The organism is Pandoraea commovens, from assembly GCF_024704525.1.
In the GTDB taxonomy this organism is placed as follows: Bacteria; Pseudomonadota; Gammaproteobacteria; order Burkholderiales; family Burkholderiaceae; genus Pandoraea; species Pandoraea commovens.
In genome coordinates, this window is the sequence record NZ_CP102780.1 from 1,171,529 (window position 1) to 1,195,237 (window position 23,709).

General features: G+C 64.1%; 21 protein-coding genes. 12 read left to right on the forward strand and 9 right to left on the reverse strand.

Annotated features, from left to right (window positions below):
• Positions 1 to 25 precede the first annotated feature (25 nt).
• On the forward strand, positions 26 to 481 hold the full coding sequence (locus NTU39_RS05920; RefSeq protein ID WP_217426198.1) for a hypothetical protein: 456 nt from the start codon (positions 26 to 28) through the stop codon (positions 479 to 481).
• On the opposite strand, the gene NTU39_RS05925 is transcribed toward NTU39_RS05920, so the two are convergent.
• From NTU39_RS05925 to NTU39_RS05940, 4 genes are all read right to left on the reverse strand, one after another.
• A complete protein-coding gene (locus tag NTU39_RS05925) occupies positions 478 to 2,118 on the reverse strand; it encodes a gamma-glutamyltransferase family protein (RefSeq protein ID WP_257959484.1) in 1,641 nt (546 codons plus the stop codon). The two genes, NTU39_RS05920 and NTU39_RS05925, sit on opposite strands and share 4 nt — an antisense overlap.
• Positions 2,115 to 4,724, reverse strand: a complete 2,610-nt coding sequence (locus NTU39_RS05930) for a branched-chain amino acid ABC transporter ATP-binding protein/permease (RefSeq protein ID WP_257959485.1) — start codon at positions 4,722 to 4,724, stop codon at positions 2,115 to 2,117. The genes NTU39_RS05925 and NTU39_RS05930 overlap by 4 nt, the downstream gene beginning before the upstream one ends.
• Positions 4,721 to 5,599: a branched-chain amino acid ABC transporter permease gene (locus NTU39_RS05935; protein WP_150666707.1), complete on the reverse strand. Its 879-nt coding sequence runs from the start codon at positions 5,597 to 5,599 to the stop codon at positions 4,721 to 4,723. The genes NTU39_RS05930 and NTU39_RS05935 overlap by 4 nt, the downstream gene beginning before the upstream one ends.
• Positions 5,600 to 5,693: 94 nt before the next feature.
• Positions 5,694 to 6,845, reverse strand: coding sequence for an ABC transporter substrate-binding protein (locus NTU39_RS05940; protein ID WP_150666744.1), 1,152 nt, complete (start codon positions 6,843 to 6,845; stop codon positions 5,694 to 5,696).
• A gap of 540 nt (positions 6,846 to 7,385) precedes the next feature.
• On the opposite strand from NTU39_RS05940, the gene NTU39_RS05945 reads away from it, so the two are divergent.
• From NTU39_RS05945 to NTU39_RS05975, 7 genes are all read left to right on the forward strand, one after another.
• Positions 7,386 to 8,363: a polysaccharide deacetylase family protein gene (locus tag NTU39_RS05945; RefSeq protein ID WP_373275363.1), complete on the forward strand. Its 978-nt coding sequence runs from the start codon at positions 7,386 to 7,388 to the stop codon at positions 8,361 to 8,363.
• Between the two features lie 7 nt (positions 8,364 to 8,370).
• Positions 8,371 to 9,369: a GntR family transcriptional regulator gene (locus NTU39_RS05950; protein WP_246184775.1), complete on the forward strand. Its 999-nt coding sequence runs from the start codon at positions 8,371 to 8,373 to the stop codon at positions 9,367 to 9,369.
• 9 nt (positions 9,370 to 9,378) lie between these two features.
• A complete protein-coding gene (locus NTU39_RS05955) occupies positions 9,379 to 10,014 on the forward strand; it encodes a flavin reductase family protein (RefSeq protein WP_257959486.1) in 636 nt (211 codons plus the stop codon).
• Between the two features lie 204 nt (positions 10,015 to 10,218).
• Positions 10,219 to 11,652, forward strand: a complete 1,434-nt coding sequence (locus NTU39_RS05960; RefSeq protein WP_150666705.1) for an MFS transporter — start codon at positions 10,219 to 10,221, stop codon at positions 11,650 to 11,652.
• A gap of 58 nt (positions 11,653 to 11,710) precedes the next feature.
• Positions 11,711 to 12,910: a CaiB/BaiF CoA transferase family protein gene (locus NTU39_RS05965; protein WP_150666704.1), complete on the forward strand. Its 1,200-nt coding sequence runs from the start codon at positions 11,711 to 11,713 to the stop codon at positions 12,908 to 12,910.
• Positions 12,911 to 12,912: 2 nt separating this feature from the next.
• On the forward strand, positions 12,913 to 13,749 hold the full coding sequence (locus tag NTU39_RS05970) for a citryl-CoA lyase (RefSeq protein ID WP_174985192.1): 837 nt from the start codon (positions 12,913 to 12,915) through the stop codon (positions 13,747 to 13,749).
• 192 nt (positions 13,750 to 13,941) lie between these two features.
• Entirely contained in the window at positions 13,942 to 14,526 is a 585-nt protein-coding gene (locus NTU39_RS05975; RefSeq protein WP_150666702.1) for a hypothetical protein, read from the forward strand.
• Positions 14,527 to 14,562: 36 nt separating this feature from the next.
• Here the strand turns inward: NTU39_RS05975 and NTU39_RS05980 are convergent, their stop codons facing one another.
• Positions 14,563 to 15,309, reverse strand: a complete 747-nt coding sequence (locus NTU39_RS05980; RefSeq protein ID WP_150666701.1) for an IclR family transcriptional regulator — start codon at positions 15,307 to 15,309, stop codon at positions 14,563 to 14,565.
• 219 nt (positions 15,310 to 15,528) lie between these two features.
• Between NTU39_RS05980 and NTU39_RS05985 the strand changes: the two genes are divergently transcribed.
• Entirely contained in the window at positions 15,529 to 16,701 is a 1,173-nt protein-coding gene (locus NTU39_RS05985) for an AAA family ATPase (RefSeq protein WP_257959487.1), read from the forward strand.
• Between the two features lie 123 nt (positions 16,702 to 16,824).
• Complete coding sequence (locus NTU39_RS05990; protein ID WP_150666699.1) at positions 16,825 to 17,427, forward strand: hypothetical protein; 603 nt, start codon at positions 16,825 to 16,827, stop codon at positions 17,425 to 17,427.
• An 81-nt stretch (positions 17,428 to 17,508) separates the two neighbouring features.
• Here the strand turns inward: NTU39_RS05990 and NTU39_RS05995 are convergent, their stop codons facing one another.
• A complete protein-coding gene (locus tag NTU39_RS05995) occupies positions 17,509 to 18,930 on the reverse strand; it encodes an aldehyde dehydrogenase family protein (protein WP_150666698.1) in 1,422 nt (473 codons plus the stop codon).
• A gap of 109 nt (positions 18,931 to 19,039) precedes the next feature.
• Between NTU39_RS05995 and NTU39_RS06000 the strand changes: the two genes are divergently transcribed.
• Positions 19,040 to 19,948: a LysR family transcriptional regulator gene (locus tag NTU39_RS06000; RefSeq protein ID WP_150666697.1), complete on the forward strand. Its 909-nt coding sequence runs from the start codon at positions 19,040 to 19,042 to the stop codon at positions 19,946 to 19,948.
• A 68-nt stretch (positions 19,949 to 20,016) separates the two neighbouring features.
• On the opposite strand, the gene NTU39_RS06005 is transcribed toward NTU39_RS06000, so the two are convergent.
• The 3 genes from NTU39_RS06005 to NTU39_RS06015 form a co-directional block, all read right to left on the reverse strand.
• Positions 20,017 to 20,298 carry a XapX domain-containing protein gene (locus tag NTU39_RS06005; RefSeq protein WP_150666696.1) on the reverse strand — a complete coding sequence of 94 codons (282 nt, stop codon included), beginning with the start codon at positions 20,296 to 20,298 and terminating at the stop codon, positions 20,017 to 20,019.
• The gene (locus NTU39_RS06010; protein ID WP_150666741.1) at positions 20,295 to 20,738 is read right to left on the reverse strand and encodes a DoxX family protein; all 444 of its coding nucleotides are present in this window, start codon (positions 20,736 to 20,738) and stop codon (positions 20,295 to 20,297) included. Before NTU39_RS06010 ends, NTU39_RS06005 begins: the two co-directional genes overlap by 4 nt.
• A gap of 70 nt (positions 20,739 to 20,808) precedes the next feature.
• Positions 20,809 to 22,662, reverse strand: a complete 1,854-nt coding sequence (locus NTU39_RS06015) for an amidohydrolase (RefSeq protein ID WP_257959488.1) — start codon at positions 22,660 to 22,662, stop codon at positions 20,809 to 20,811.
• 295 nt (positions 22,663 to 22,957) lie between these two features.
• On the opposite strand from NTU39_RS06015, the gene NTU39_RS06020 reads away from it, so the two are divergent.
• Positions 22,958 to 23,638, forward strand: coding sequence for a response regulator transcription factor (locus tag NTU39_RS06020; RefSeq protein ID WP_257959489.1), 681 nt, complete (start codon positions 22,958 to 22,960; stop codon positions 23,636 to 23,638).
• The last annotated feature ends 71 nt before the right edge of the window (positions 23,639 to 23,709 follow it).

Below are 23,709 nucleotides of genomic sequence, written 5' to 3' on the forward strand. Positions count from 1 at the left end.
CCGATGGCCCGCGCGCTACGTTCGTGTGGATGAGGCTGTTCTGAAAGCCCTTCAGGATATTCAGACGCAACTGCCCGAAGAAATCACGCTGATCCTCACTAGAGGATATGAGGCCCACGCGTCCCAACTCGGCTTCGCGAGGAGGCAGTTCCGCAAGTTCGGCATTGGCGTGTTCCGTCGGCTGTACCCAAATCGCCAACACGAGATCACCGACATTTTCGGCAGCAACGGCCACGACGTCGATGGCACACATGTCGACGTCTCGTTCTGCGTAAACGGACGCCGCATCCGCATGCTGCCGCTTGGCGTCTTCACCCCTTCAAGCTGGCAGCAGCGCCGGGTCCGGCGGCACGCATCATCCCTGAGCTGCATCCTCACTTTGCTAAAGCAATACGGATTTCAGATCCACCGCAATGCAACGGAGAGCTTGCAGATTCATTGCGACTTCCGATGGATGATGACGTCTGTCGATTGGCCCTAAACCGCCAACGCCGCTCCATCGCTGCGAGGGTCATGTGCGCCGGTTGCCACGCCGTCCTCCGCAATCGCGATGACGCCTGCCTGTCCGGCTAGCGGGCTGTGGGCAGGTAAGGGCACCACCGAATGTCCGCGCTCGCTGAGGCTGTCGAATACCGCTTGCCCGGCATCGCGCTCGAGCTTGAGATTGTCCCGGCTGTCGGAGAACGTGCGGCCAAGCAGAAAGCGCGGATGGGATAGTGCTTCTTGCGGGGACATCCCGAAGTCGATCAGTCGGGTCAGCAATGCACTCAGCGTTTGCGGTTGTCCGTCGGCCCCCTGAGTGCCGTACAACAACCGTGCGCGCCCGCCCTTTAGATACATGCCCGGATTGAGCGTGTGGAACGGCCGCTTGCCCGGCATGAGTGCGTTCGGATGCGCGCTTGCGGCGGGACGAAACGCCGCGCCCCGGTTGTGCCAAAGCACGCCGGTATCGCCCGCCATGACACCGCTTCCCCAGTCGAAATAGATCGTTTGCAGAACGCTCACGGCCCGTCCTGCCGCGTCGGTCGCGGCGAAATACACCGTATCGCCCTCACGAAACCGATGGGGCCATTCGAGCGCCGTACGATCTTCGATTCTCGAGGCGGCGGCCCGAAGTTGGTCGGCCGACAGCATCGCCGCGAGGGGAACGTCGACGAACTCCGGATCCGCGACGTATCGGTCGCGATCAAGGAACGCCTGCTTCACGGCTTCAACTAGCCGGTGGTAATACGTCGCGCTGCCATGCTCGCAGTCTTTCAGTCCGACGCGCTCGAGAATGCCCATGATCTGGAGCGTCGTGACGCCCTGTGTGGGCGGCGGCATCGTCGCGAGCACGCCGTCTGCATACGGCATCGTCAGCGCAGGCGACACATGCACACGTGTGGCGGCAAGATCCTCGCGCGTGAGTGGAGCGCCTGCCGCCTGCAAGCCGTGCGCCATGCGGGTTGCCAACTCGCCCTCATAGAATTCGCGCGGTCCGCCGTCTGCCAGCTGACGCAGTGTCGCCGCCAATGCCGGTTGACGAAATGTCTCGCCTGCCGCCGGGGCGCGACCGCCGGACAGAAATGCTTGTGCGAAGCCGCGCCACGTTGACGCATCGTGCATCTCGTCGGCGCGATACGTGTACCAGAAGTCCTGAGAACGACTCGTCGGGAATCCCGCGTCGGCAGCCGCGATCGCCGGTGCGAGCAACGATGCCCACGACAATCGACCGCCCCACGTGTCGCGGCTGATGCGGAACGCCGCTTCCCATGCCGCCACCGTCGCCGCCGAGGTCAATGCGGCGCTTGGCCCGCGCAAGGGAATGGCCTCGCCGCCGAGCCATCGTGACGGCAGATCCCGCGCCGCCTGTCCGATGCCGGAGATGGCAAGTGGCGCTGTGCCGCCCTCGGACGTCCCGTCGGCGACAAGCCAGAAACCGTCTCCGCCGAGGCCGGTGAAATGAGGCATCGTCACGCACAGCATCGCGGCGATGGCGATGCCCGCTTCGATGGCGTTGCCGCCCTGTTGCAACACGTCGCGGCCCGCAGCACTCGCCAGCGTGTGCGGGCTGGTCACCAGTCCACGACACCCACTCGCGGCGCGGGGCGACTCGCAAACCGTCATGTCACGCATCATGCTGCCGCCCCTGCGTCATGCTCACCCCCGAGATACGCCGCGGCCAGCCGTGCGTCGCCTGCCAGTTCGCTCGCCGCTGCGCTGACCGTCACACGTCCCTCTTCAAGAACATAGCCACGGTCGGCAATCGACAGCGCCATGGCGGCCATCTGGTCGACGAGCAGCATCGAGAGCGATTCGCGACGCAGCGCATCGAGCGACGCAAACAACGACGCAATCACCTTAGGGGCCAGACCGAGCGAAGGCTCGTCGAGCAACAACACGCGCGGCGACGACATTAGCGCTCGCGCAATCGCCAGCATTTGCTGCTCGCCGCCGGAGAGCAAGCCCGCGCGTTGATGCTGGCGCTCTTGCAGTCGCGGGTAGCGTGCAAACATCTGTGCGATGCGTGCATCGAGCGTCGCTTTGGGCAGACGTCCGCACGGGAAAGCGCCGAGACGCAGGTTGTCGAGGACCGACAACTCCGGGAACACCTGCCGCCCCTCCGGCACGAGCACCACGCCGAGCGCCGCGATCTGCGCGGCGTCCAGACGTGACAGATCGCGTCCATTGAAGGTGATGCCGCCCTTGACCGGACGGTGCAGTCCCGCGAGTGCGCGCATGAGCGTCGACTTGCCCGCGCCGTTGGCACCGAGCAGGGCGACGAGTTCTCCTTCGCGCACCTGAATCGACACGTCGTGCAATACCGGCGCTGCGCCGTAATCCGCCGTCAATTTGCCGACCCCGAGGATTTCCGGGGTCACTGCCTTTTCGCGCGCTGTCGGGGCCGTCGTCGCGCCGGTCGCGTCGGGGACCGAAGCCCCCAGATACGCCTCACGCACCCGCTCGTCACGGCGAATCGCGGCGGGGGAGCCTTGCGCAAGGAAGCGCCCCGCATCAATCACGACGATGCCGTCCGATACGCCCATCACCAGCGACATATCGTGCTCGACGAGTCCCACGGTGACGCCGCTGTCGGCAATGCGACGCAACAGCTTGCCCAACTGCGCCTTGTCCTGCGTCGAGAGCCCGGCCGCAGGTTCATCGAGCAGCAGCACCGACGGGCGCGTTGCCAATGCTCGCGCGATTTCGACCAGACGCCGGTCGACGTGCGCGAGATCCGCCGCCATCAGCTCGACGTCGCCCAGATAGCCACACGCACGCAGCAATGCCAGGGCCTCCCGGCGCGGTGTCTCGCCTCGCATCCGGGCGCCGCCGAGCAGTGCACCGAGACGTCCGGCACTGCGTGCCAGCGTGACGTTATCGAGCACGCTCATGCCACCGAACAATTGCGAGGTCTGATACGTGCGCGCCACTCCGCGACGCGCGCTGTCGCAAGCACCGCGTGCCGCCAGTGCGTGAGCGCCGAGCGCACGCGTGCCGGACAGCGGCCGGTAAAAGCCCGAGAGCATATTGAGGACGGTCGACTTGCCCGCGCCGTTGGGCCCGATCAGGCTCGTCACCCGACCCGCAGGCAACGTGAACGAAAGATCGGCGACGGCCTTGACGCCCCCGAAGGTCATCGTCAGTCCCTGCGCCGTCAGTTCCTTTCGTTGCGATGCCTCAAGCACCGGCAGGGCGAGCATCGACGTTGCCGCGAGGTCCGTGCCGTCCGGCACAACACGTCTGCGCGACATCCACCATTGCCCGAGCACCCCGATGACGCCATTGGGTGCGCCCCACAGCACGACCAGCAGCAACACGCCGAAGCAAAGCAGGCGCATGTTCTCCAGACTCGCCAGAAACTCCGGTAACAAGCCCACGATCGCGGCCCCGACGAGCGGTCCCGCAATCGTGCCCGCCCCGCCGATCATCACGACAAGTACGAAGAGAATCGATTGCAGGAAGGAAAACATGCCCGGTGTCACCATGCCTTGCAACGGCGCAAAGAGTCCGCCCGCAAGTCCCGCGAGCGCGGCGGAAAACGCAAAGGCCACCGCCTTCACAACCAGCGGGTCGACACCGATCGATGCGGCCGCCGTCTCGCTGTCGCGCACCGCGCGCATGGCAGCGCCCCAGGTGCCACGTGAAATGCGAACGTAGACGACGAGTGCGACCGCCAGCACCGCCAGCGCGGCCACGGCCACCACTCGTTCGCTGCCCGCTATGCCGAATGCGCCCGGCGGCATCACGCCCATCAGTCCGTTCTGGCCGCCGGTCAACGTGCGCCACTCCACCGCGCCATGCTCGACGATGAACCCGAACGCAATCGTCACCATCGCGAGTCCGGGCCCGCGCACGCGCAGCGCCGGTAACGCCAGCAGCGCGCCGGTGAATGCCGCGATGACGCCACCCGCCAGCCACGCGGGCCAGAATGGCCAGCCTGCCTGTGTGGTCAGAATCGCCACGGCGTAGGCGCCAATCGCATAGAAGCCGACATGGCCGAACGACACCTGCCCGGTCAAACCCAGCAGAAGGTTCAGGCCCACACCGCAGATAGCCAGTAACGCCACGCCCGCGATCACCACTACGAAATAGCCGTTCACCACACACGCCGCACCGGCCATCGACAGAAGCGCGACAGCGATTGCGCCACCCAATGCCAGATCGTCGCGCGAACGCGGGGGTGTCGCCGTTGCGCGGGCGCTGTCGGTCTTCGACGCGATTTTCAACACGGAATCGCTCATACCTTACGTACCTCCGCGCGACCGAACATGCCGTCCGGACGCATTGCCAGCAACACGATAACCAGACCGAACGTGATGATTTGTGTGTAGCCGGATCCGAGCGTCGCCGTGATCATCGCCTCGGCAAGGCCGAACAGCAGACCGGCAATCATTACGCCCCACGCGCTGGACAATCCACCCAGAATCGCGACCGCAAAAGCCTTGAGGCCGAAGACCGTGCCCATGTCCGCCTGCACGTTGAACAGCGGCGCGATGAGTACGCCCGCAATCCCTGCGAGCAGCGTCGAGACAGCGAAGGCCCCGGCGATGGTGCGACGGATCGGAATCCCCATGAGGCGCGCCGCATCCCGGTTCTGCACAACGGCCAGCATGGCGATACCCCAGCGCGAGCGTCGCAAGATGTAATGCAGTACGCCTGCGAGCGCGAGACCGACGACGGGGATCAGCAGTTGCAACGGATACACGCCGAGCCCGGCGTCACCGATCTGCAACGCGCTTTGTGCGAGCGGCGAGGGCAGGCTGCGCGGCTCCGTGCCGAACGTCAGCATGACGAGGTTATCGAGCACGATGCCGAGCGCCACCGTCGCCATGAGCCACGCGCTCGAACCGCGCCGCACGAACGGCTGCACCGCAAGCCGCTCGACCACCAGACCGTAGACGGCGCACAGCGCGAGCGCGATGGCGACGGCGAGCGGCATCGGCCAGCCGAGCGTTTGCGAGAACGTGTACGCCAGTACGGCGCCCAGCATCATCGAGCTGCCCTGCGCGAAATTGACCGTCGCGCTGACGGCGAAAGTCAGATGAAAGCCTAGCGCCATGAGGCCGTACATACTGCCGAGCCCCAGGCCGGCGACGAGCGCCGAGATCCATTGCATGAGATGTCCTCCGGGACGCTGCCTCGGCAGCGCCCGTTCGTTGACGCCGTCGTGTCACCGACAATGCGCGCATTACGTAAGCATTAGGCAAGCATTACTTCGCCGCGACCTTTGCCCCCGCAGCGGCCACCGGCACGATGCGGTTGTCGATGAATTGCGCCCACACGTAGTCCTGTGCCGAAAGCGCGTCGTGCTGCTGCTCGCTGAACGGTTTCACGTAGGTCTTGATGAGGCCCTCGTAGCGGTCGATCTTGTAGAAGCCTGTGCGGATCGCATCCCCGTTGGTCGAGCCGGCGCGGTCGATGGCGAGCGCCGTGAGACGCATCGCGTCGTAGGCATTGGCAACGCCCACCGCAGGCGTGATGTCGTCAGGCCCCTTGATGTCGGGGTACTTCGCCTTGAGCGCAGCTATCACCCGCGCGCTCACCGGCGACGTCGCACCGAAGAAGCTGTACGTCTGCACGAAGTGCACGGTTTTGGCGTTGGGACCCGCGAGTTCGGTGAAGCGTCCGCCTGCCGGACCCCAGTGAGAGACGATAGGCACCTTCCACCCCATACGGTCGAGCGACTTCACGACTTGCGCCGACGGTCCGACGTTGCCGACCATGAGCAGTGTGTCCGCCCCGGCAGCCTTCAGGCGTCCCAATTGCGGTGTGACGTCCACGTCGTTGGCTTCGAACTTTTCGACCGCCGCAGGCTTCATGCCTTTTGCCGAGAGCGCTGCGACGATGCCTTTTTCGTTCGATTCACCCCACGGGTTGTTCACGAGAATGAGGCCGAGCTTCTTCGCACCGAAGGTCTGCTGAGCGTAGTTCACCATCGCGCCGTCGACGATCTCGTCAACCGCCGAGACGCGGAACACGTAGTTCGGATTCGCACCGTTGTGGGTAATCGGCGTGCCAGCCGCCCACGGTCCCATGAACGGCACCTTTTCCTGATTGGCGATCGGGACGATGGCCATCGAGACCGGTGTATCCAGCCCGCCGAAGAGCACGGCCACCTTGTCCTTATAAATGAGTTCGCGCGCGGCGAGCACGCCCTTGGCCGGGTTGCCCTCGTCGTCGCGACGCACCAGTTCGAGCTTGCGGCCGCCGAGCACGCCGCCGCTCGCGTTGATCTCGTCGATGGCGATGGTCATGCCGCGGGTCAACGCGTCACCCGCTCGCGCCGACTGGCCGGAGAGCGCAGTGATGAGACCGATCTTGATCGTTTCCGCTGCGTAACCCGAAACGCTGGCAAACGTCATACCCGCTGCCGCCAGGGCGAGCGCGCCGGTGCGAAGCCAACGGCGGCGGGTAGGGGCGGCGAGCGGTGCCGGGTCGCCGGTGAGGGTGGAGCAGGGGGTGTGGCGACGTGCAGAGGCAGACATGAGCAATCTCCGTAAGAACACATAAGGCATATCTGAAGCGATTCGAAGACGAGGAGCGCTCTGGCATCGGGCACCCCTCACTACGTTTTCGCCGTACGCAAGAGGCGTGCCACCACGTCGACATTTCATGGCAATCGCCTTGCACGATATGCACGGCAATGTGTTGACGATCTGGCATTGAAATTGCGAACGATTCTGTGTGGTGTTCGTTGACGACGCGTTTTGCGCCAACTCGGAACGCGCGCGCACTGCGGCAGTGCGCGGATGTTTCAAGACGGCTCATGACGCGGATGCATGTCCGGCTGTGTAGTTGCCCGACGCCGGGCAAGCGATTCGAATAACGAACGATTCGACGATGAATGAACGGCCTCACTCGCTGAGCCTGCTGCGATGCCGTACCGTAATGACGACATACCGATGACTTCTGCTCTGACGCTTCCGGAACGCGACGTTCTGGCGAACGACGACATGCGCTTCGGCGCATTGCGTTCTCACGACCGCTTCGACTATCTGCCGATCACGGCGCGCGATACGTATCGATGGCCGAATGGCGCGCGCCTGGCCGTCTATCTGGGTTTCAATCTGGAGCACTTCGCTTTCGGGGAAGGGATGGGCGCGAATCTCGGCCCCGTTTCGCCGCAGCCGGACGTGCTCAATTTCAGCTGGCGCGAATACGGCAATCGGGTCGGGGCATGGCGTTGTCTGGACTTGTTCGACGATCTGTCGATGCCCGCAGGTGTCGTGCTCAACACATCGCTGCTCGATCATTGCCCGGCGCTCGTGCACGCCTGCGTCGCTCGCGGCGACGAGCTGATCGGGCACGGCCACACGAATGCGCATCGTCAGAGTGACTTCGAGCCCGCGCGCGAGCACGATCTGCTCATGCACTGCCGGTCGCGTCTGGCGCAGGCGACGGGGTGCGCTCCCACGGGATGGCTCTCGCCTTGGATCTCGGAGACGCATCACACGCCGGATCTGCTCGCCCGCACCGGCTACCGCTATACGCTGAACTGGTGCCACGACGACCGGCCGGTGCGCATGCGAACCGCCCATGGAGCGCTCTGGTCGGTGCCATACCCTCAGGAGGTCAACGACATTCCGATGATCGTTGGCCGTCAGATGGACGGTGTGGCGTTCGCCGACATGATTGCCGATAACTTCGACGAGATGTACGCGCAGGCCGAACACCCGACCCGCGCTCAGCCGCTGGTCATGGGGATCGCGTTGCATCCGTATCTCGTGGGGCAGCCCTACCGGTTGCGGCACTTGCGCCGCGTGCTCACACCGATCGTGCAAGCCGCGCAGCGCGGCGAGATTTGGCTCACGCGCCCGGGCGATATCGCCGCACACGTCGCCTCGGTCAGTCTCACGCGGCCCGATGCCGTGATGGGCTGAGGACATCATGACGCTCAAGCCCTACTGTCCCGATTGCCCGGACTGCACCGATTATTCGACGTCGACCCTATTGCCTTCAGCTGCTATGCCCGCCAACAAGCCTGCGCCGCGAGCGCGCCGTCATCCCGCCAGTGCTGCCCCAGACGCCACAGCGACCGGACTCGCCGGTTCCCGCCCGCTCTCGCTCCACTCGCTGCACTCCCCCCCGTCCGACGACACGCTTGAGCAGAGCGCCGAGACGCGCGTCGAGACGCACATTTACCGGACCATCGTCGACGGCGTGCTGGCGCACCGTCTGACACCCGGCACCAAGCTCCCCGAGCCCGAGCTTTGTCAGCTCTTCGACGTGGGCCGGGCGGTCGTACGCCGAGTGCTCGAACGTCTGGCGCATGACGGGATCGTCACGCTGCGTCCCAACAAGGGCGCCGTGATCGCCGAGCCGACGCCGGAAGAAACGCGCGAGATCTTCGAAGCGCGACGTGCGCTGGAGCGCGCGCTCGTCGAGCTGGCGGTGGCAAGGGTGACCGATGAGGATCTGGCCATGCTGCGTCGGCAACTCGATGCCGAGCATGCGGCCATGCACCGCTTCGATCAGCCGTCCTGGGCGCGGCTGGCGAGTGACTTCCACCTACGCGTGGCGGCGCTTGCAGGCAATGCCGTGCTCTTGCGCTATCTCGGTGAATTGATCTCGCGCTGCTCGCTCATCGTGGGGTTGTACGAGCCACCGGGCTACGCGCCGTGCGAGCACGACGAACACACCGCCATCGTGGCGTGCATCGAGCGACGGGACGCCGCAGGTGCCATCGACCGTATGCAATCGCATCTGGAGGAACTGGAGCGACGCATCGAGACGACCCGGATGCGTGGGCAGAAGAGTCTCGCCTCGCTGCTCGGCTTGCCGGAGACCGGCGCTGCGCAGCGCGACACCGCCACATCGTCTGCCCAATCCACCAAAGCCACCAAAGCCACCAAATCGACCAAATCCACCATTCGCCAGCGCACCTGAGGCCATCGCATGGAAATCGACTTCCGGGAAATTACGGCCTATCAACGCTACAAGTTGATGGCCAGCCTGATCGTGCCGCGTCCCATTGCACTCGTCACGACGGTCAACGAAGACGGCGTCGTCAATGCCGCGCCGTTTTCGATGTTCAACATGCTCGGCGAAGAACCGCCGATCGTCATGCTCTCGATCAACCGGCGCGACGACGATTCGCTCAAGGACACGGCGGTGAATATTCTGCGCACGCGCGAATATGTCGTGCACCTGACGGACGAGACGATGGCGGCGCGCATGCATGCGTGCGGCGAGCGTCTGCCGCCGACGCAAAGCGAGCTCGTGCATGCAGGGCTCACCCCCGTGGCGAGTAGTCTCGTGGCCCCGCCGCGCATCGCCGAAGCCCCGGTCGCGTTCGAATGCACGCTGTGGGAGACGCTAGAGACACCGAGCCGCCACATCTTCATCGGACGCGTCGAACGCATGCACGCGCGCGACGAACTGATCGACACGCAGGCGTGGCGCGTGCGTCTGCAAAACTACTTCCCTGTCGGACGCTTCGGTGCGAGCTTTTACGTCGATACGCGCAATCGCTTCTCGCTGGAATGCCACGACGGTCAGCCGACGGCCACCACAGCGGTGGACGAGATGTGACGGCGTGGCGGCCATCGGCCAGGTCTACAGATCCAACCTTGCGACGGGCATAAGCGCCCGAATTGCCCTCTCTATGTCCGCGTAAACCCCGATACCCGCCCCTTGGGTGGAGGCATACCCTTCGACTTCTCATAAAACAGAACGTCATTCTGTCTGACAGAACTTGGCAGAATGACCTGCAATGCAATCCAAAGGAGGATTGAGATGTCGAGTTTGCCTGTCGGCGCGGCACACGCGTCGCCCGCCGCCCATGCCGGGCCGTCCGACGCGAGTCGGCAGATCAATGCGCGCATCGACCGTTTGCCCGCCACGCGCTCCGTCTGGATGCTGATCCTGCTGCTCGCGCTGGGCGGCTGGTTCGAGTTCTACGATCTCTTCTTCACCGCTTACGTGGGCCCCGGCCTCGTCAAGAGCGGGTTGTACTCGACGACGACGGCATCGTTCTTCGGTGTGTCGGGTCTCGGCGCGTTTGTGGCGGCGTCCTTCGCAGGGCTGTTCATCGGCACGTTCTTTCTGACGGGGCTCGCCGACCGTTACGGCCGTCGCACGATCTTCACTGTCTCCTTGCTCTGGTATTCCATCGCCACGCTCATCATGGCGTTTCAGACGACTGCGCCGATGATCAACCTGTGGCGTCTGATTGCCGGGATCGGCGTCGGCGTCGAGCTGGTGACCATCGATACGTACGTGAGCGAACTCGCGCCGAAGCATCTGCGCGGCCGTGCCTTCGCCTTCATGCACCTGATTCAGTACCTCGCGGTGCCCGCGGTGGCGTTGCTGTCGTGGTGGCTGGTGCCGCAACAAGTCTTCGGAATGGACGGCTGGCGCACGGTGGTCATCATCGGTTCGCTGGGCGCGCTGATCGTCTGGGCGATCCGTCGCCGCGTGCCGGAAAGCCCGCGCTGGCTCGCGCAGCAAGGCCGCGCCGCCGAGGCCGAAGCGATCCTCTCGGTGCTGGAAGCGCGTGTGCAACGCGAGTCCGGCCGTCCGTTGCCGCCGCCGGTGCTGAGCGTCGAACCTGCTGCGACCAAGGCGAAGTTCCGCGAAATCTGGCAAAAGCCGTATCGCCGTCGTGCCATCACGTTGCTGGTCTTCAACCTGTTTCAGGCTATCGGGTTCTACGGCTTCGCGTCGTGGGTGCCCACGCTGCTCGTGTCCAAGGGCATCACGATCACACACAGCCTGATGTACTCGTTCGTCATTGCGATCTCGAACCCGTTCGGTCCGCTCATCGGCATGGCGATTGCCGATCGTATCGAGAGAAAGACGCTGGTCGTGCTCTCGGCGCTGGGTATCGCGATCTTCGGTTCGCTGTTCGCGGTGCAGACGTCGCCCGGCATGCTGATGATTCTGGGCGTTGCGATAACGCTGTGCGGCACTCTGCTGTCGGTGGGCTATCACGCCTATCAGACGGAGCTGTTCCCGACGCGCATTCGTGCCCGGGCCGTCGGCTTCGTGTACTCGATGTCGCGCCTGTCGGCCATGTTCTCCGGCTTCATGATCGCCTTTGCTCTGCGCCATTTCGACGTGACCGGCGTGTTTGCGCTGATTACGTTTGCGATGGTCATGGTGATGGCGTCCATCGGCCTGTTCGGGCCGCGTACCAACCAGCGCACGCTGGACGAAATCTCGCATTGATTCGCACCGATCCGATGCATCTCGCTTCAACCGAAACACGCATTTTTGGGAGCCAACGATGGCATTGCCGCTAGCCGGGGTGAAAGTCCTCGATCTCTCCAACGTCCTCGCGGGACCGTTCTGCGCCTATCAACTGGCGCTGATGGGCGCTGACGTGACCAAGGTCGAAAACCCCGAAGGGGGCGATCTGGCCCGTCGACTCGGGGCCGACAAAGCGGCAGCTGCGCGTCAGATGGGCGCGTCCTTCGTGGCGGTGAACGCGGGCAAGCGCTCGCTTACGCTGAACCTGAAAGATCCGCGCGGCAAAGCCATCCTGAAGGCGTTGGTGGCATCGAGCGACGTGCTCGTCGAGAACTTCCGTCCGGGCGTGATGACGCGTCTCGGTCTGGATTTCGACGTGCTGCGCGAAATCAATCCACGTCTTGTCTACTGTGCGATCTCGGGCTTCGGTGCGGACGGCGAGTTGTCGTCGCGTCCTGCCTACGATCAGATCATTCAGGGTATTTCGGGCGTGATGAGCGTGACGGGAGATGCGCAGAGCGCACCGTTGCGCGTCGGCTATCCGGTGTCCGACACCGTCGGCGGTCTGACGGCCGCGTTCGCGATCTGCGCGGCGCTGCTCGATGCGCGCACGACAGGGCAGGGCCGCATGCTCGACGTCTCGATGCTCGAAGCCACGCTTGCGACGATGGGCTGGGTCGTCTCGAACTACTTGAATGCGGGTGTCGCACCGGTGCCGATGGGCAACGAGAACTTCACGGCTGCGCCGTCCGGCACCTTCCGCACCGGTGACGGCCTACTCAACATCGCGGCGAACGAAACGCGTCAGTTCGTGAGTTTGTGCGCATTGATCGGCCGCCCGGATATCGCAGACGATCCTCGCTTCGCGCAACGCGACACGCGCAAGCAGAATCGTCACGCGCTCAAAGCGGAAATCGAAGCGGCACTCGCGCTCGACAGCGCTGCGAACTGGGAGACGAAACTCGTCGCAAGCGGTGTGCCTGCCGGGCGCGTTCTTTCTGTGCCCGACGTCCTTGCGCATCCGCATCTCGCTTCGCGCGAATTCGTGCGCGAACTGGATGTGCCGGGCGAAGCGCAGCCGCAGCGCGTGACGCGCGCGGGCTTCCGTCTCTCCGGCGGCGATGCCGCGCCAGGCGCACCCGCACCATCGCTCGGCGCAGATACGCTGAACCTGCTGAGCGACCTGGGCTATGACACGGCCTCCATCGATCAACTGCGCGCCGACGGCGTGATCTGACCATGAATCCGACACTCGATGCTGCGGCGCTGTGCGCCGATTACTGGAGCACGTCGATCATCGATATCCACCCGGGATCGATCAACGTGCGTGGCTATCCGATTCAGGAACTGATCGGCAACGTGAGCTTTCCGCAGATGATCTGGCTGATGCTGCGCGGCGAGTTGCCCACCGATGCGCAGGCACGATTGCTGGAGGCGGCGCTCGTCGCTTCGGTGGATCACGGACCGCACGCACCGTCGATTGCGATCTCGCGGATCGCGACGAGCTGTGGCTTGCCGCTCAACGGCGCGATGGCCTCGGCCATCAATGCGCTGGACGACGTGCATGGCGGCGCGGGGCAGCAGGCCGTCGAGCTTTATCAGGACATCGCGCAGCGGCTGGCGGATTCGACCGCTGAAGTACCTGATCTATCGATTGCAGTGGCAGACGGCATCGCTGCGTTTAACGTTGCCCACGGGAAGTACCTGCCGGGTTTCGGTCATCGTTTCCATCCGGTCGATCCGCGCGCGACGCGATTGCTCGCCATCGTCGACGATGCCGTGGCGCAAGGCGTGATCGAAGGCCATTACGCAGCCATCGCACGTGGCATCGAAGCGCATCTTAAGGCGCGCAAGCAAAAGCCGGTGCCGATGAACATCGACGGCATCACCGCTGTGATCTATGCCGAGCTGGGGTTTGCGCCAGAGCTCGCGCGAGGCGTATTCGTATTGTCGCGCGCGGTGGGCATTCTGTCGCACGCGTGGGAGCAGCGCGGACGCGGCGAGCGCAACAAAGGTCCGTTGCCGCGTCAGTTGCCTTATCGCTACACCGGTCGCGCAGAACGCGAACTGCCCTGAGTATTGATACGGCAGCGACACGGCAGCGAACCGGCGGCGACCCGGCAGGGGCGGGTACGTCAATGAATCCCAAGCGCGCACCACATCTTTTTCCCAAGGGGGCGCGAGAAACGAAAGCATGATGTTCGTTTGCATAACGTCGACGTACTCCCCGTACCAGAATGAACTCCCCAATTTTGATGGAGAGCCATCATGGAAGTAAGTTCGACGGGTGTTAATTCCGGTGCTGCGACTCAGGCGCTGACTGGGAGTCAGGGGGCTGACGAGAAGGGCAAGAAGGCCCACGCGGTTGGCGAGGATCTGCAAACCGTGAGCCAGATCCTCACGCCGCAGGCGCTGAAGTCCACCGAGATCGTTCGCTCGTTTGAGGTTCCCGATAAGCTAAACGAGATCTTCGGCCCCCGGGCGCTAGCCGCCAGCTTTAACGCAGATACGAAGTTCCTTGCGCGATTTCAGGAGGCCATCGTTTCGAGCGACGACACGTTGGGCGTGTTTGTCGCAGACCTGATGGGGGCTGATTCCAAGCCCAGGCGTCAAAAGGTGGTCGACGCGCTGGTTCAGTCGTTCGAGTACGTCCCGGACGCCTCCCGGGTCGATGCGGTCAAAACGCTGCTCAATTACCGCGTTGACGAGAAAGGCATCAGTGTCGATGCCGACGGCGTAGGTGTTATCGCACTGCGTGGATTCAGCGATGAGATTTTCGAAACGATTCCGGAGACGGACAAGGCGCACGTGAAAGATCTCTTCGAGAAGCATGAGATCGAGCTTGATGCGTGACGAGACCTTGCGCGAGCGATTGATCGCGTGAGCGTATCACTCCTCTCGCCGCTTCCACGCCGCGCGCAGTGCCCGAGAGTCACCGCCGAGTCCGTCGGTGGCGCGCGCGGCGCACGAGAACAGATCCGTCAGATGCCGGTCGATGAAGGCCCGGTCGATGCGTGAGCTGGGACCGGCTAGCGTCAGCACGCCGCGCAGCGTCTGACGCACCCCGAACACCGGCATCGACACCCCCGCCGTATCGCGCTCGCGATCGCCCATCGATACGCTGTAACCCACCTCGCGAATGCGGTCGTAGACGTCGCCCGTCTCCCCGCCGAAGGCCAGCAACGCCAGTCCCCCCGAGCCGTGTTCGAGCGGCAGTACATCGCCCTCGCGTACGTGGAAGCGCACGGCGTGCGTCGAGTCGACACGATGCAGACACACACGCACGGCGTCGTCGCGCACATAGAACGACACGCTCTCGCCACTCACGTCCGCCAGTTCGCGCATCAGCGGCAACAAAATGTCGCCGAGGTTCAGGCTGCGCTGATACAGGGCGCCGAGCATGAACGTGGCCGGGCCGAGCTGATAGCGACCATCTTCAAGTCGCATGAGCATGCGGTGCTGGATGAGCGCACCCGCGAGACGCAGCAGCGTGCTCTTGTAGAGACCGGTGCGGGCAGCCAGTTCGGCCAGCGTGAGGGCGCTGTCGTCGGGTTTGAACGCGAACAGAATAGCGCAGGCGCGGTCGATGACGGCAACGCCGGAGCTGTCTTTCGGTTCAGGGGTAACGTCTGACATCGGGGCAGGCGAGGTGTCGCTGTAAGAGGTCGAAACGGTGAGTTTATGTCATGTGGACGCGGCTGTGCGTCCCTTGAGCAGCGGGCCGTCTGGGAAAGCTGTGCGCCGGATTTAGGGAACGGTAGCGGCGCGGCGTGCTCGAAGGGATAATCTGCGAACTTCACCGCTCTTGATTCCCCGCGCTCGTCTGCTGCGTTTCCTCACGTTCTCCCGCCTGCCATGCTCACCGCCCTCGCCATCGACAACTACTGTTCTATCCAGTCGCTTGTGATGCCGCTCACCCGGCTTAACGTCATCAGCGGCGCGAATGGTAGCGGGAAGTCCAATCTTTACCGGGCACTGCGGCTGCTGGCGGGCACGGCAAGCGACGGCATCATCGGCCCCATCGCCCGCGAGGGCGGACTCGGCTCCGTGCTATGGGCGGGGCCGGAGACGATCAGCCCGCGCATGCGTCGCGGCGAGGTGCCGATTCAGGGCGGCCCGCGTCAGAAGCGGGGGCGCATGCGTCTTGGCTTCAGCAGCGGCACCTTCGGCTACGCCATCTGCATGGGGATGGGCAGCGCTGGTGGCGTTTCCATGTTCAGTGCCGATCCGGAGTTCAAGCACGAGAGCATCTGGGCCGGTGAGTTTCTACGTCCGGCCACTATGCTCGTGGACCGACAGGGGAGTGTGGTGCGACGCAAGTCGGGGCGTGAGTGGGACATCCTCACAAGCAGTCTGCCTCGCTTTGAGAGTCTCTTTTCTCACATTGCCAACGACAACACCTGCCCTGAGGTGTTCACAGTACGTGAGCGCATTCGCAACTGGCGCTTCTACGATCACTTCCGCACCGACGCAGATGCCCCCGCGCGGTGGCCGCAGATCGGTACGCGCACGATGGCGCTGCATCACGACGGCCGGGATCTGGCCGCCGCGTGGCAGACGATTCGCGAGATCGGCGATCACGAAGCGCTGGCGCAAACGGTGGAAGATGCCTTTCCCGGCGCGAGCGTCACGATCGATGGCACGGGGCGTGGCGGACTCATGCTGGAGTTCAACCAGCACGGTTTGCTGCGACCATTGAGCGCCGCAGAACTGTCCGACGGGACGCTGCGATTCCTGCTGCTGACAGCCGCATTGCTCACGCCGCGTCCGCCTGAACTGATGGTGCTCAACGAACCTGAGGCGAGTCTTCACCCTGATCTCATGCCCGCGTTGGGACGTTTGATCCGTCGCGCATCGCAGCGCAGCCAGCTCTGGGTGGTTTCGCACTCGCAGCGTCTGGCGGCCGCGCTCGAAGAGGACCCCGAATGCAATTCGATCCAACTCGAGAAGTCCTTCTCGGCGACGACGATTCTCGGCCAGCACCCGCTCGAGCGTCCCGCATGGCGATGGGCGGATAACGGCAATTGACGTCTGCGAACGCAAGCATGTGGGCACGGCAGCGTCAGAACTGACAGCTCGCCGACGCTATCGCAAAGTCCGAAGACGAAGCGCTGTCAGGATGCGATCTCCTTTCCACGATGGAGGTCCTCGATGAATCTTGTGAACGCAGTAACGATTAGTTCCTTACCGACGGTGACGCGTGCGCTTCACCAGCATTTGTGCCCGCATCGCGAGCGCTTTCGCGTCGATCTCGGCACGGTTCGCCTCATGCGCGGAGGTGGGCTTCGCCCGTCGGTCATCCCCACCGCGGTGTTTGTCGAGCCGCGTGGCGCGAGGTATGTACCGCCGATCGCCTCGGCGATGCGGATGATCGACCCGGCAGCGCCGAAGCCCGCAGTGGATTACGTGTTTTTCCGAGAACCGTTGAAGGCGAACCCCGCGCTCGTCGAGAAGTGGGGTGTCGCCGCGAAGGAAGGGAGCGAGTCTGAAGCTTGGTCCGCGTTCGTCGGCCACATCAGCGAGCGGTTCTTCAAAGGTAGCCGCCGACAGCGCGTGATGGATGCGCTGATCCTGAGCCTTGACATCCTGCCGCCGGAACGACGGGCGGATGCGCTTGCATGTCTCCTGTCTGACGGCAGCGAAGGCGTCGCCGCCGTCGAAGAGTTCTGGGAGTACGTCGGGATGGAGCGCATTCCCGACGTCGACCGCGCGCGCGTGGCGGCATTGTTGCTTCGCTACGAAATCGGCAAGTAAGGTCTGCGACTACGGCGGGTGGCGTGATGGGCGTCGCTGTGTTTCGACGGCGCCCATCGCGCCGAGCCGCTGCCGCTGCGCTTACAACACCCCGAGCACGGCCTTCGGTTCCATGAAGGCTTCGAGTCCGAAGGTGCCGTACTCGCGTCCGATGCCCGATTGCTTGAATCCACCGAACGGCGCAGCAGGTTCGTGAGTGAGGGTGTTGACGAGCACGCGCCCCGCTTCGATTTGCGCTGCCACAGCGGCGGCGCGCTCAACATCCGTCGCGCAGACATACGCCTGCAAACCATAAGGTGTGTCGTTGGCAATGGCGATGGCCTGCGCTTCATCTCGGTAGGCGATGATCGAGAGCACCGGCCCGAAAATTTCCTCACGGGCAATCGTCATGTCGTTGCGCACGTCGCTGAAGACGGTCGGGCGTACGAACCATCCGGCGTCCAGCCCGGTCGGGCGACCCTCGCCACCGGCGACCAACCGTGCACCTTCCTCGATGCCGATGCGAATGTAGCGCTGCACGCGATCCCATTGTTTTCGACTGACCAGCGGGCCGATATGCGTCTTCGGGTCGCGGGGATCCCCTGCCGGGAAGTTCGCAATGGCAGCCGCGATGCCCGCTTCGAATTCGTGCAGTCGTGCTTGCGGCACGAGAATCCGCGTCCCGGCGACACATGCCTGACCACTGTTCATAAAGCCCGCATTGAGCGCGAGCGGGATGGCCTGCGTGAAGTTCGCGTCGTCGAGCACGATCATCGGCGATTTGCCGCCGAGTTCAAGCGTCACCCGCTTGAAGGTTTCCGACGCCGCGCGCAAGATCGACCGGCCCACCGCCGTCGATCCGGTGAACGATACCTTGGCGACGTCGGGGTGCGTGCTGATCTCCGCGCCAACCGTCTCCCCGCGTCCCGTCACGATATTGACGACGCCCGGCGGCAACTGCGCGTCGTGCAGCGCTTCGGTCACGATGCGCGTCTGAATCGCACTCATCTCGCTCGGTTTGATCACGGCCGTGCAACCGGCAGCGAGTGCTGCGGCCAGTTTCCCGCAGATGAAGCCCGCATCGCTATTCCAGGGCGTGATGAGTCCCGCCACACCGAGCGGCTGCATGACGACTTCCGCCGTGCCCGCACGGCGCACGAAGTCGTAGCTGTCCAGCGTCTTCGCAGCCTGCAGCAGGACATCGCTCGCATGACGTGCCATCCAGCGCGCCCACGCGACGGGGGCGCCGTACTCCTCGATGATGGCGTCGAGCAAATCGTCTTCGCGTGCGGACACGGCGGCGTGCATGCGCTGGAGCATCGAGATGCGTTCGGCTTTGGTGCTTCGGGAATGCGCCGGAAACGCGCGTTTGGCCGCCGCAATGGCACGGCGAGCGTCTTCGGCGTCTGCCAGCCGGACGCTGCCGATGACTTGCTCGGTCGCCGGATTGAACAGGTCGAATCGTTCGTCCCCGTGCGGAGTGACGAAAGCGCCGTCGATATAAATCTGATCGATGATCTTCATGATGAGTGGGGGGCAGGGTGAAATGCGGTCTCGATGACTCAAGATAGTCGTCCGGCATTGATATGACTAGACGTACAATCCGGGATGCCTTGTTGAGGAATTTAGGACAATGAAGACGTCGGGACTCACCGAACTGGAAGCCGTCATGGCGGTGGCGCGTCACCGGAGTTTCCGGGCCGCGGCAAACGATATGGGCGTGTCGACGTCTGCGTTAAGCCATGCCGTCGCGGCGCTCGAAACGCGCATCGGTGTGCGGCTCTTTAACCGGACGACGCGCAGTGTGTCGCTTTCCGAAGCGGGCGCGCAGTTTGTGAACAGCGTCGCGCCCGCGCTCTCGACCATTCAGACGGCGATCGACGAAGCCGGGAGCTTTCGCGATTCCCCCTCGGGCACGCTGCGCATCAATAGTTCGGCCGGCGCGGTGCACCGGGTCATGCCCGTGTTGATCGAGTTCTCGCGGCGCTACCCGGACGTCAAGCTGGACATCGTGACGGAAGGCCGTCTCATCGACATTGTTGTGGAAGGGTTCGACGCGGGTATTCGTCTGAGGGAGTCGGTGCCGCAGGACATGATCGCCGTGCCGTTCGGCGACAGACAGTGCTTCGCGGTGGTCGCCACGCCAGCGTATTTCTCCCGTCATAAACCGCCGCGTACGCCGGACGACTTACGCAAGCATCAGTGCATTCGCACGCGGATGCCGAGCGGCAAGATGTTCCACTGGGAGTTCGAGCGGCACGGCCAGATGGTGCGCGTCGACGTGGACGGGCCGATGACGTTGGACGACGGCGCGCTGATCCTGGAAGCCGTGCGTTCGGGCGTCGGTGTGGGATATCTGACCGAGTGGGACGTGCACAAAGATCTCGAAGCCGGTACGTTGGTGCGCGTGCTGCAAGCGTGGACACCGCCGTTCGACGGACTCGCGCTCTACTATCCCGGACGGCGCCACATTCCGGCGGCGTTGCGCGCGCTGATCGACGTGATTCGCGAGCAGGCGGAGGCGGCGCGTTCTTTCAAGTAGGGTGACATGGCGCTGCGCGAGCGCGCCGTCGACGGCGCAATGGATGTCGCAGTGGACGCCATCAGGTCTTACGCCTTCGGCGCTTCGGTCTTGTCCTCATCCTTCGCCGCTTGCGCCACCGGCCCCGGCAGTCCCGTGATCTTCGGCACGCATTCGCGATGGAACCACACGAGGTTCACCGGCTCGCCTGCGAGCAGACGCTTGACGGGCGGCACGACCTGTTCGCCGATCAGCATGCCGAGCAAACCGATGAGCGCCACCGCGGGCGGTGCCGGTGAGCGAACGCCCAGACCGCCGTAGATGATGCCGACGAGCACGCCCACAGCAAGCGAAACGAGATAGAGCTTCATGATTGACTCCGCGCGGCGCGCGTTCCGAGGTCGTACCACGCCACGGCGATAAAGCCGCCGACGAGTCCGAGGTGTTCGAAGAAACTATTGGCGAGCATCGTGCGGGCGTCCGGCGGGGCGGACCAGAAGCGATTGGCCAGGAACGTGGCGGCCAGCGTGAATGCCGCCAGCGCCAACGCACCCAACCATCGCCCCTTGCCCGTCAAAATCATCAGCGACGCACCGATTTCCAGCACGATGACTGCCACCGCCATTGGTGCCGCCGGTGACAGTCCGAAGTGCTGCATTTCGGCGATGGCGCCGGAGAAGTCCAACGCCTTGTCGATGCCGCCTTGCAGATAGGCGCTGCACAGCAGCAACAGTGCAAGCCAGTAAGCCCAGCCCGGCAGCAAAGACGTCTCGCGTGCCATTGACGAGGAAGGATCGGACGACGGCAGCATCGTGGCCATGACGGACCTCAACAGTGAGTAGCGGACAGTAGCGACATCAGAATGGACATCAGAATGGACATCAGAAGGCCCAGCACGAACAGCCGAGCGCACCCCAGAAGCCGCTCTCGTCCGACGCGGGCACGCTCGACGACCAAGCCTTCGCGTGCGCATGACCGTGCACGCCGCACGACGTCGCACACGCGCAACTCACGCTCACGTTAAGCACATTAGGTTGTCGCGGCTGATACCCCACACCGTGTCGCGCGGGCGACCAGTCGGGCATCGCGGGCGGCAGTGCCGGGGCATAGCTGCCGAAGTCGCCGTCGCCGTACACCACCTTGCCGCCCAGCACCGTGAGCACGGACGTGATGTCCTGAATCTCGTCTTCCGGCACGCTGAAGTAGTCCTCCGAGAGCACGGCCAGATCGGCGAGCTGCCCGACCTTGATCTGCCCTTTCTTGCCGACTTCGGACGAGAACCACGTGTTCGCTTCCGTCCACAGACGCAGCGCTTCGTCGCGGTCGAGCAGACTGCCCGGGGCCGCCATGCGCAGCCCGCCGACGGTCTTGCCCGTCACCAGCCAGTACAGCGACACCCACGGGTTGTACGACGCGACGCGCGTCGCATCCGTGCCCGCACCGACCTTCACGCCGCGCTCCAGCATGCGACGCACCGGCGGTGTCGCCTCGGCAGCCTTCGCACCGTAGCGCTCCACGAAGTACTCGCCCTGATAGGCCATGCGGTGCTGTACGGCAATGCCGCCGCCGAGTGCCGCAATGCGGTCGATGTTGCGGTCGCTGATCGTCTCGGCGTGATCGAAGAACCAGTGCAGGCCGTCGAACGGGATGTCCTTCGCGACCTTCTCATAGACGTCGAGTGCGCGCGAGATCGTCTCGTCGTACGTGGCGTGCAGACGCCACGGCCAGCGGTTCTCTGCAAGCAATCGCACCACCGGTTCGAGATCGTCTTCCATCGACGGTGCCATTTCCGGCCGCTCGACACGGAAGTCCTCGAAGTCGGCTGCCGTGTACACGAGCATTTCGCCAGCGCCGTTGTGACGATAAAGATCGTCGCCTTGCCCCGGGCTGACTTGCTTGACCCACTGGCTGAAGTCGGCGAGTTCGGCCTTCGGCTTCTGCGTGAACAGGTTGTACGCGAGGCGCACCGTCAACTGTCCTTCGCGGTGCAGTTCTTCGATGATGCTGTAGTCCTCGGGGTAATTCTGGAAGCCACCGCCGGCGTCGATGACGCCCGTCACGCCAAGCCGGTTCACTTCGCGCATGAAGTGGCGCGTGGAGTTCTTTTGATACTCCGGTGGGAGCTTCGGCCCTTTGGCAAGCGTCGCGTAGAGAATGGTCGCGTTCGGCTTGGCGAGCAGCAGGCCGGTTGGGTTACCCGACGCATCGCGCACGATTTCGCCGCCCGGCGGATTCGGCATGTCCTTCGTGTAGCCCACGGTGCGCAGCGCCGCAGCATTCAGGATCGCGCGGTCGTACAGATGCAGGATGAACACCGGCGTGTCGGGCGCGACGGCGTTGAGCTCGTCGATGGTCGGTAGTCGCTTCTCTGCGAACTGATGCTCAGTGAAGCCACCGACCACGCGCACCCACTGCGGCGCGGGCGTGCGGTCGACCTGCGCCTTGAGCATGCGCATGGCGTCCGCCAGCGAGCGCACGCCATCCCAGCGAAGCTCCATGTTGTAGTTCAGGCCGCCACGAATGATGTGCATGTGGCTGTCGATGAGCCCCGGAATCACACGTCGGCCCTTGAGGTCGATGACCTGCGTGGCGTTGTCGGCCAGACGCATGATGTCGTCGCGGGTGCCAACAGCGGTGAACGTGCCGCCGGTGAGCGCGACGGCGTCCGCCTGCGGGTTCGCACGGTCGAGCGTGGTGAACTTGCCATTGACCAGAATGAGGTCGGGATTTGACATGGGAGGCTCCGGTGGGGAAGTCGGCGGACGATTCTTGCCGTTCGTGGACGCGGAAAGTACGGCCCGGAAGGCCGCCGAAGCGCCACGAACGACGGTCCATGAGCGTATGCCGACTCCCGTCGCCTCACTATCGTCTTTTCGTATTAGCGCCCGAACCCCGCGCCGGGCGGTCCCCTGCCATCGACGGCCAACCGTCAAACCGCAAAAATGCCAGCACGTTCGTGCTTTTTTATGGTTTTGAACGTCACATGACTGACGTATACTCAGGCTCACTGAATCAATACATCGCCCCTGCATGAACGCGCTTCCGGACAGCGACATCGCGACCGTCTACGTCGTGGCCCACGACCCGGCGGAGAACGACACGCTTTGTGCACAATTGACCGACGTCGGCCTGCGGGCGCGCGGCTTTACGGGCGCGGTGGCGTTTCTTGCCAGCGAGCGCAGTGCCGGACCGGCGTGCGTTGTGCTGGATGCCGATCTGGGCGCGCCCGGCGGCGGCCTCTTGCTTCAAGATGCCCTCGCCGATTTGCAGGATCCGATTCCCGTCGTGCTCATCACCGACCGGGCCGATGTGACGACCAGCGTGCGCGGCATGAAAGCGGGCGCGGTCGATTACCTGAGCAAGCCGATGCCGGAGGGCGTGTTGCTAAGCGCCGTGGGCGCGGCGCTGGCGCTCGACCGGCAGCGTCTCGGACGTGAGCGGGCGAGCACCGACGTGATCGAGCGCGCACAGCGGCTCTCGCAACGGGAGCGCGAAGTCATGGCGCTCGTGGCGGCAGGACGCATGAACAAGCACATTGCCGACGAACTCGGCATCAGCGAAGTCACTGTCAAGATTCATCGCGGGAATGCGATGCGTAAGATGGAAGCGCGCTCGTTTGCCGATCTGGTCATCATGGCGCACAAACTCGGTATGACGTCGCCCGCGCTTTATCACGGCGGGATCGGACGGCACAGGCGAGAGCTGGCCTGACGCTTACCGACATCCACCGACATCCACCGACATCCACCGACATCCACCGACAATGCGCCACCCACACCGGG

What these genes read in the sequence shown, in the direction of transcription:
- NTU39_RS06015 (WP_257959488.1), bottom strand. Translation starts at nt 22,662, where the DNA reads ATGTCAAATCCCGACCTCATTCTGGTCAATGGCAAGTTCACCACGCTC.
- NTU39_RS05950 (WP_246184775.1), top strand. Translation starts at nt 8,371, where the DNA reads ATGACGCTCAAGCCCTACTGTCCCGATTGCCCGGACTGCACCGATTAT.
- NTU39_RS05995 (WP_150666698.1), bottom strand. Translation starts at nt 18,930, where the DNA reads ATGAAGATCATCGATCAGATTTATATCGACGGCGCTTTCGTCACTCCG.
- NTU39_RS05935 (WP_150666707.1), bottom strand. Translation starts at nt 5,599, where the DNA reads ATGCAATGGATCTCGGCGCTCGTCGCCGGCCTGGGGCTCGGCAGTATG.
- NTU39_RS06005 (WP_150666696.1), bottom strand. Translation starts at nt 20,298, where the DNA reads ATGAAGCTCTATCTCGTTTCGCTTGCTGTGGGCGTGCTCGTCGGCATC.
- NTU39_RS05985 (WP_257959487.1), top strand. Translation starts at nt 15,529, where the DNA reads ATGCTCACCGCCCTCGCCATCGACAACTACTGTTCTATCCAGTCGCTT.
- NTU39_RS05955 (WP_257959486.1), top strand. Translation starts at nt 9,379, where the DNA reads ATGGAAATCGACTTCCGGGAAATTACGGCCTATCAACGCTACAAGTTG.
- NTU39_RS06010 (WP_150666741.1), bottom strand. Translation starts at nt 20,738, where the DNA reads ATGCTGCCGTCGTCCGATCCTTCCTCGTCAATGGCACGCGAGACGTCT.
- NTU39_RS05930 (WP_257959485.1), bottom strand. Translation starts at nt 4,724, where the DNA reads ATGAGCGATTCCGTGTTGAAAATCGCGTCGAAGACCGACAGCGCCCGC.
- NTU39_RS05970 (WP_174985192.1), top strand. Translation starts at nt 12,913, where the DNA reads ATGAATCCGACACTCGATGCTGCGGCGCTGTGCGCCGATTACTGGAGC.
- NTU39_RS05925 (WP_257959484.1), bottom strand. Translation starts at nt 2,118, where the DNA reads ATGATGCGTGACATGACGGTTTGCGAGTCGCCCCGCGCCGCGAGTGGG.
- NTU39_RS06020 (WP_257959489.1), top strand. Translation starts at nt 22,958, where the DNA reads ATGAACGCGCTTCCGGACAGCGACATCGCGACCGTCTACGTCGTGGCC.
- NTU39_RS06000 (WP_150666697.1), top strand. Translation starts at nt 19,040, where the DNA reads ATGAAGACGTCGGGACTCACCGAACTGGAAGCCGTCATGGCGGTGGCG.
- NTU39_RS05965 (WP_150666704.1), top strand. Translation starts at nt 11,711, where the DNA reads ATGGCATTGCCGCTAGCCGGGGTGAAAGTCCTCGATCTCTCCAACGTC.
- NTU39_RS05990 (WP_150666699.1), top strand. Translation starts at nt 16,825, where the DNA reads ATGAATCTTGTGAACGCAGTAACGATTAGTTCCTTACCGACGGTGACG.
- NTU39_RS05960 (WP_150666705.1), top strand. Translation starts at nt 10,219, where the DNA reads ATGTCGAGTTTGCCTGTCGGCGCGGCACACGCGTCGCCCGCCGCCCAT.
- NTU39_RS05945 (WP_373275363.1), top strand. Translation starts at nt 7,386, where the DNA reads ATGACTTCTGCTCTGACGCTTCCGGAACGCGACGTTCTGGCGAACGAC.
- NTU39_RS05940 (WP_150666744.1), bottom strand. Translation starts at nt 6,845, where the DNA reads ATGACGTTTGCCAGCGTTTCGGGTTACGCAGCGGAAACGATCAAGATC.
- NTU39_RS05980 (WP_150666701.1), bottom strand. Translation starts at nt 15,309, where the DNA reads ATGTCAGACGTTACCCCTGAACCGAAAGACAGCTCCGGCGTTGCCGTC.
- NTU39_RS05975 (WP_150666702.1), top strand. Translation starts at nt 13,942, where the DNA reads ATGGAAGTAAGTTCGACGGGTGTTAATTCCGGTGCTGCGACTCAGGCG.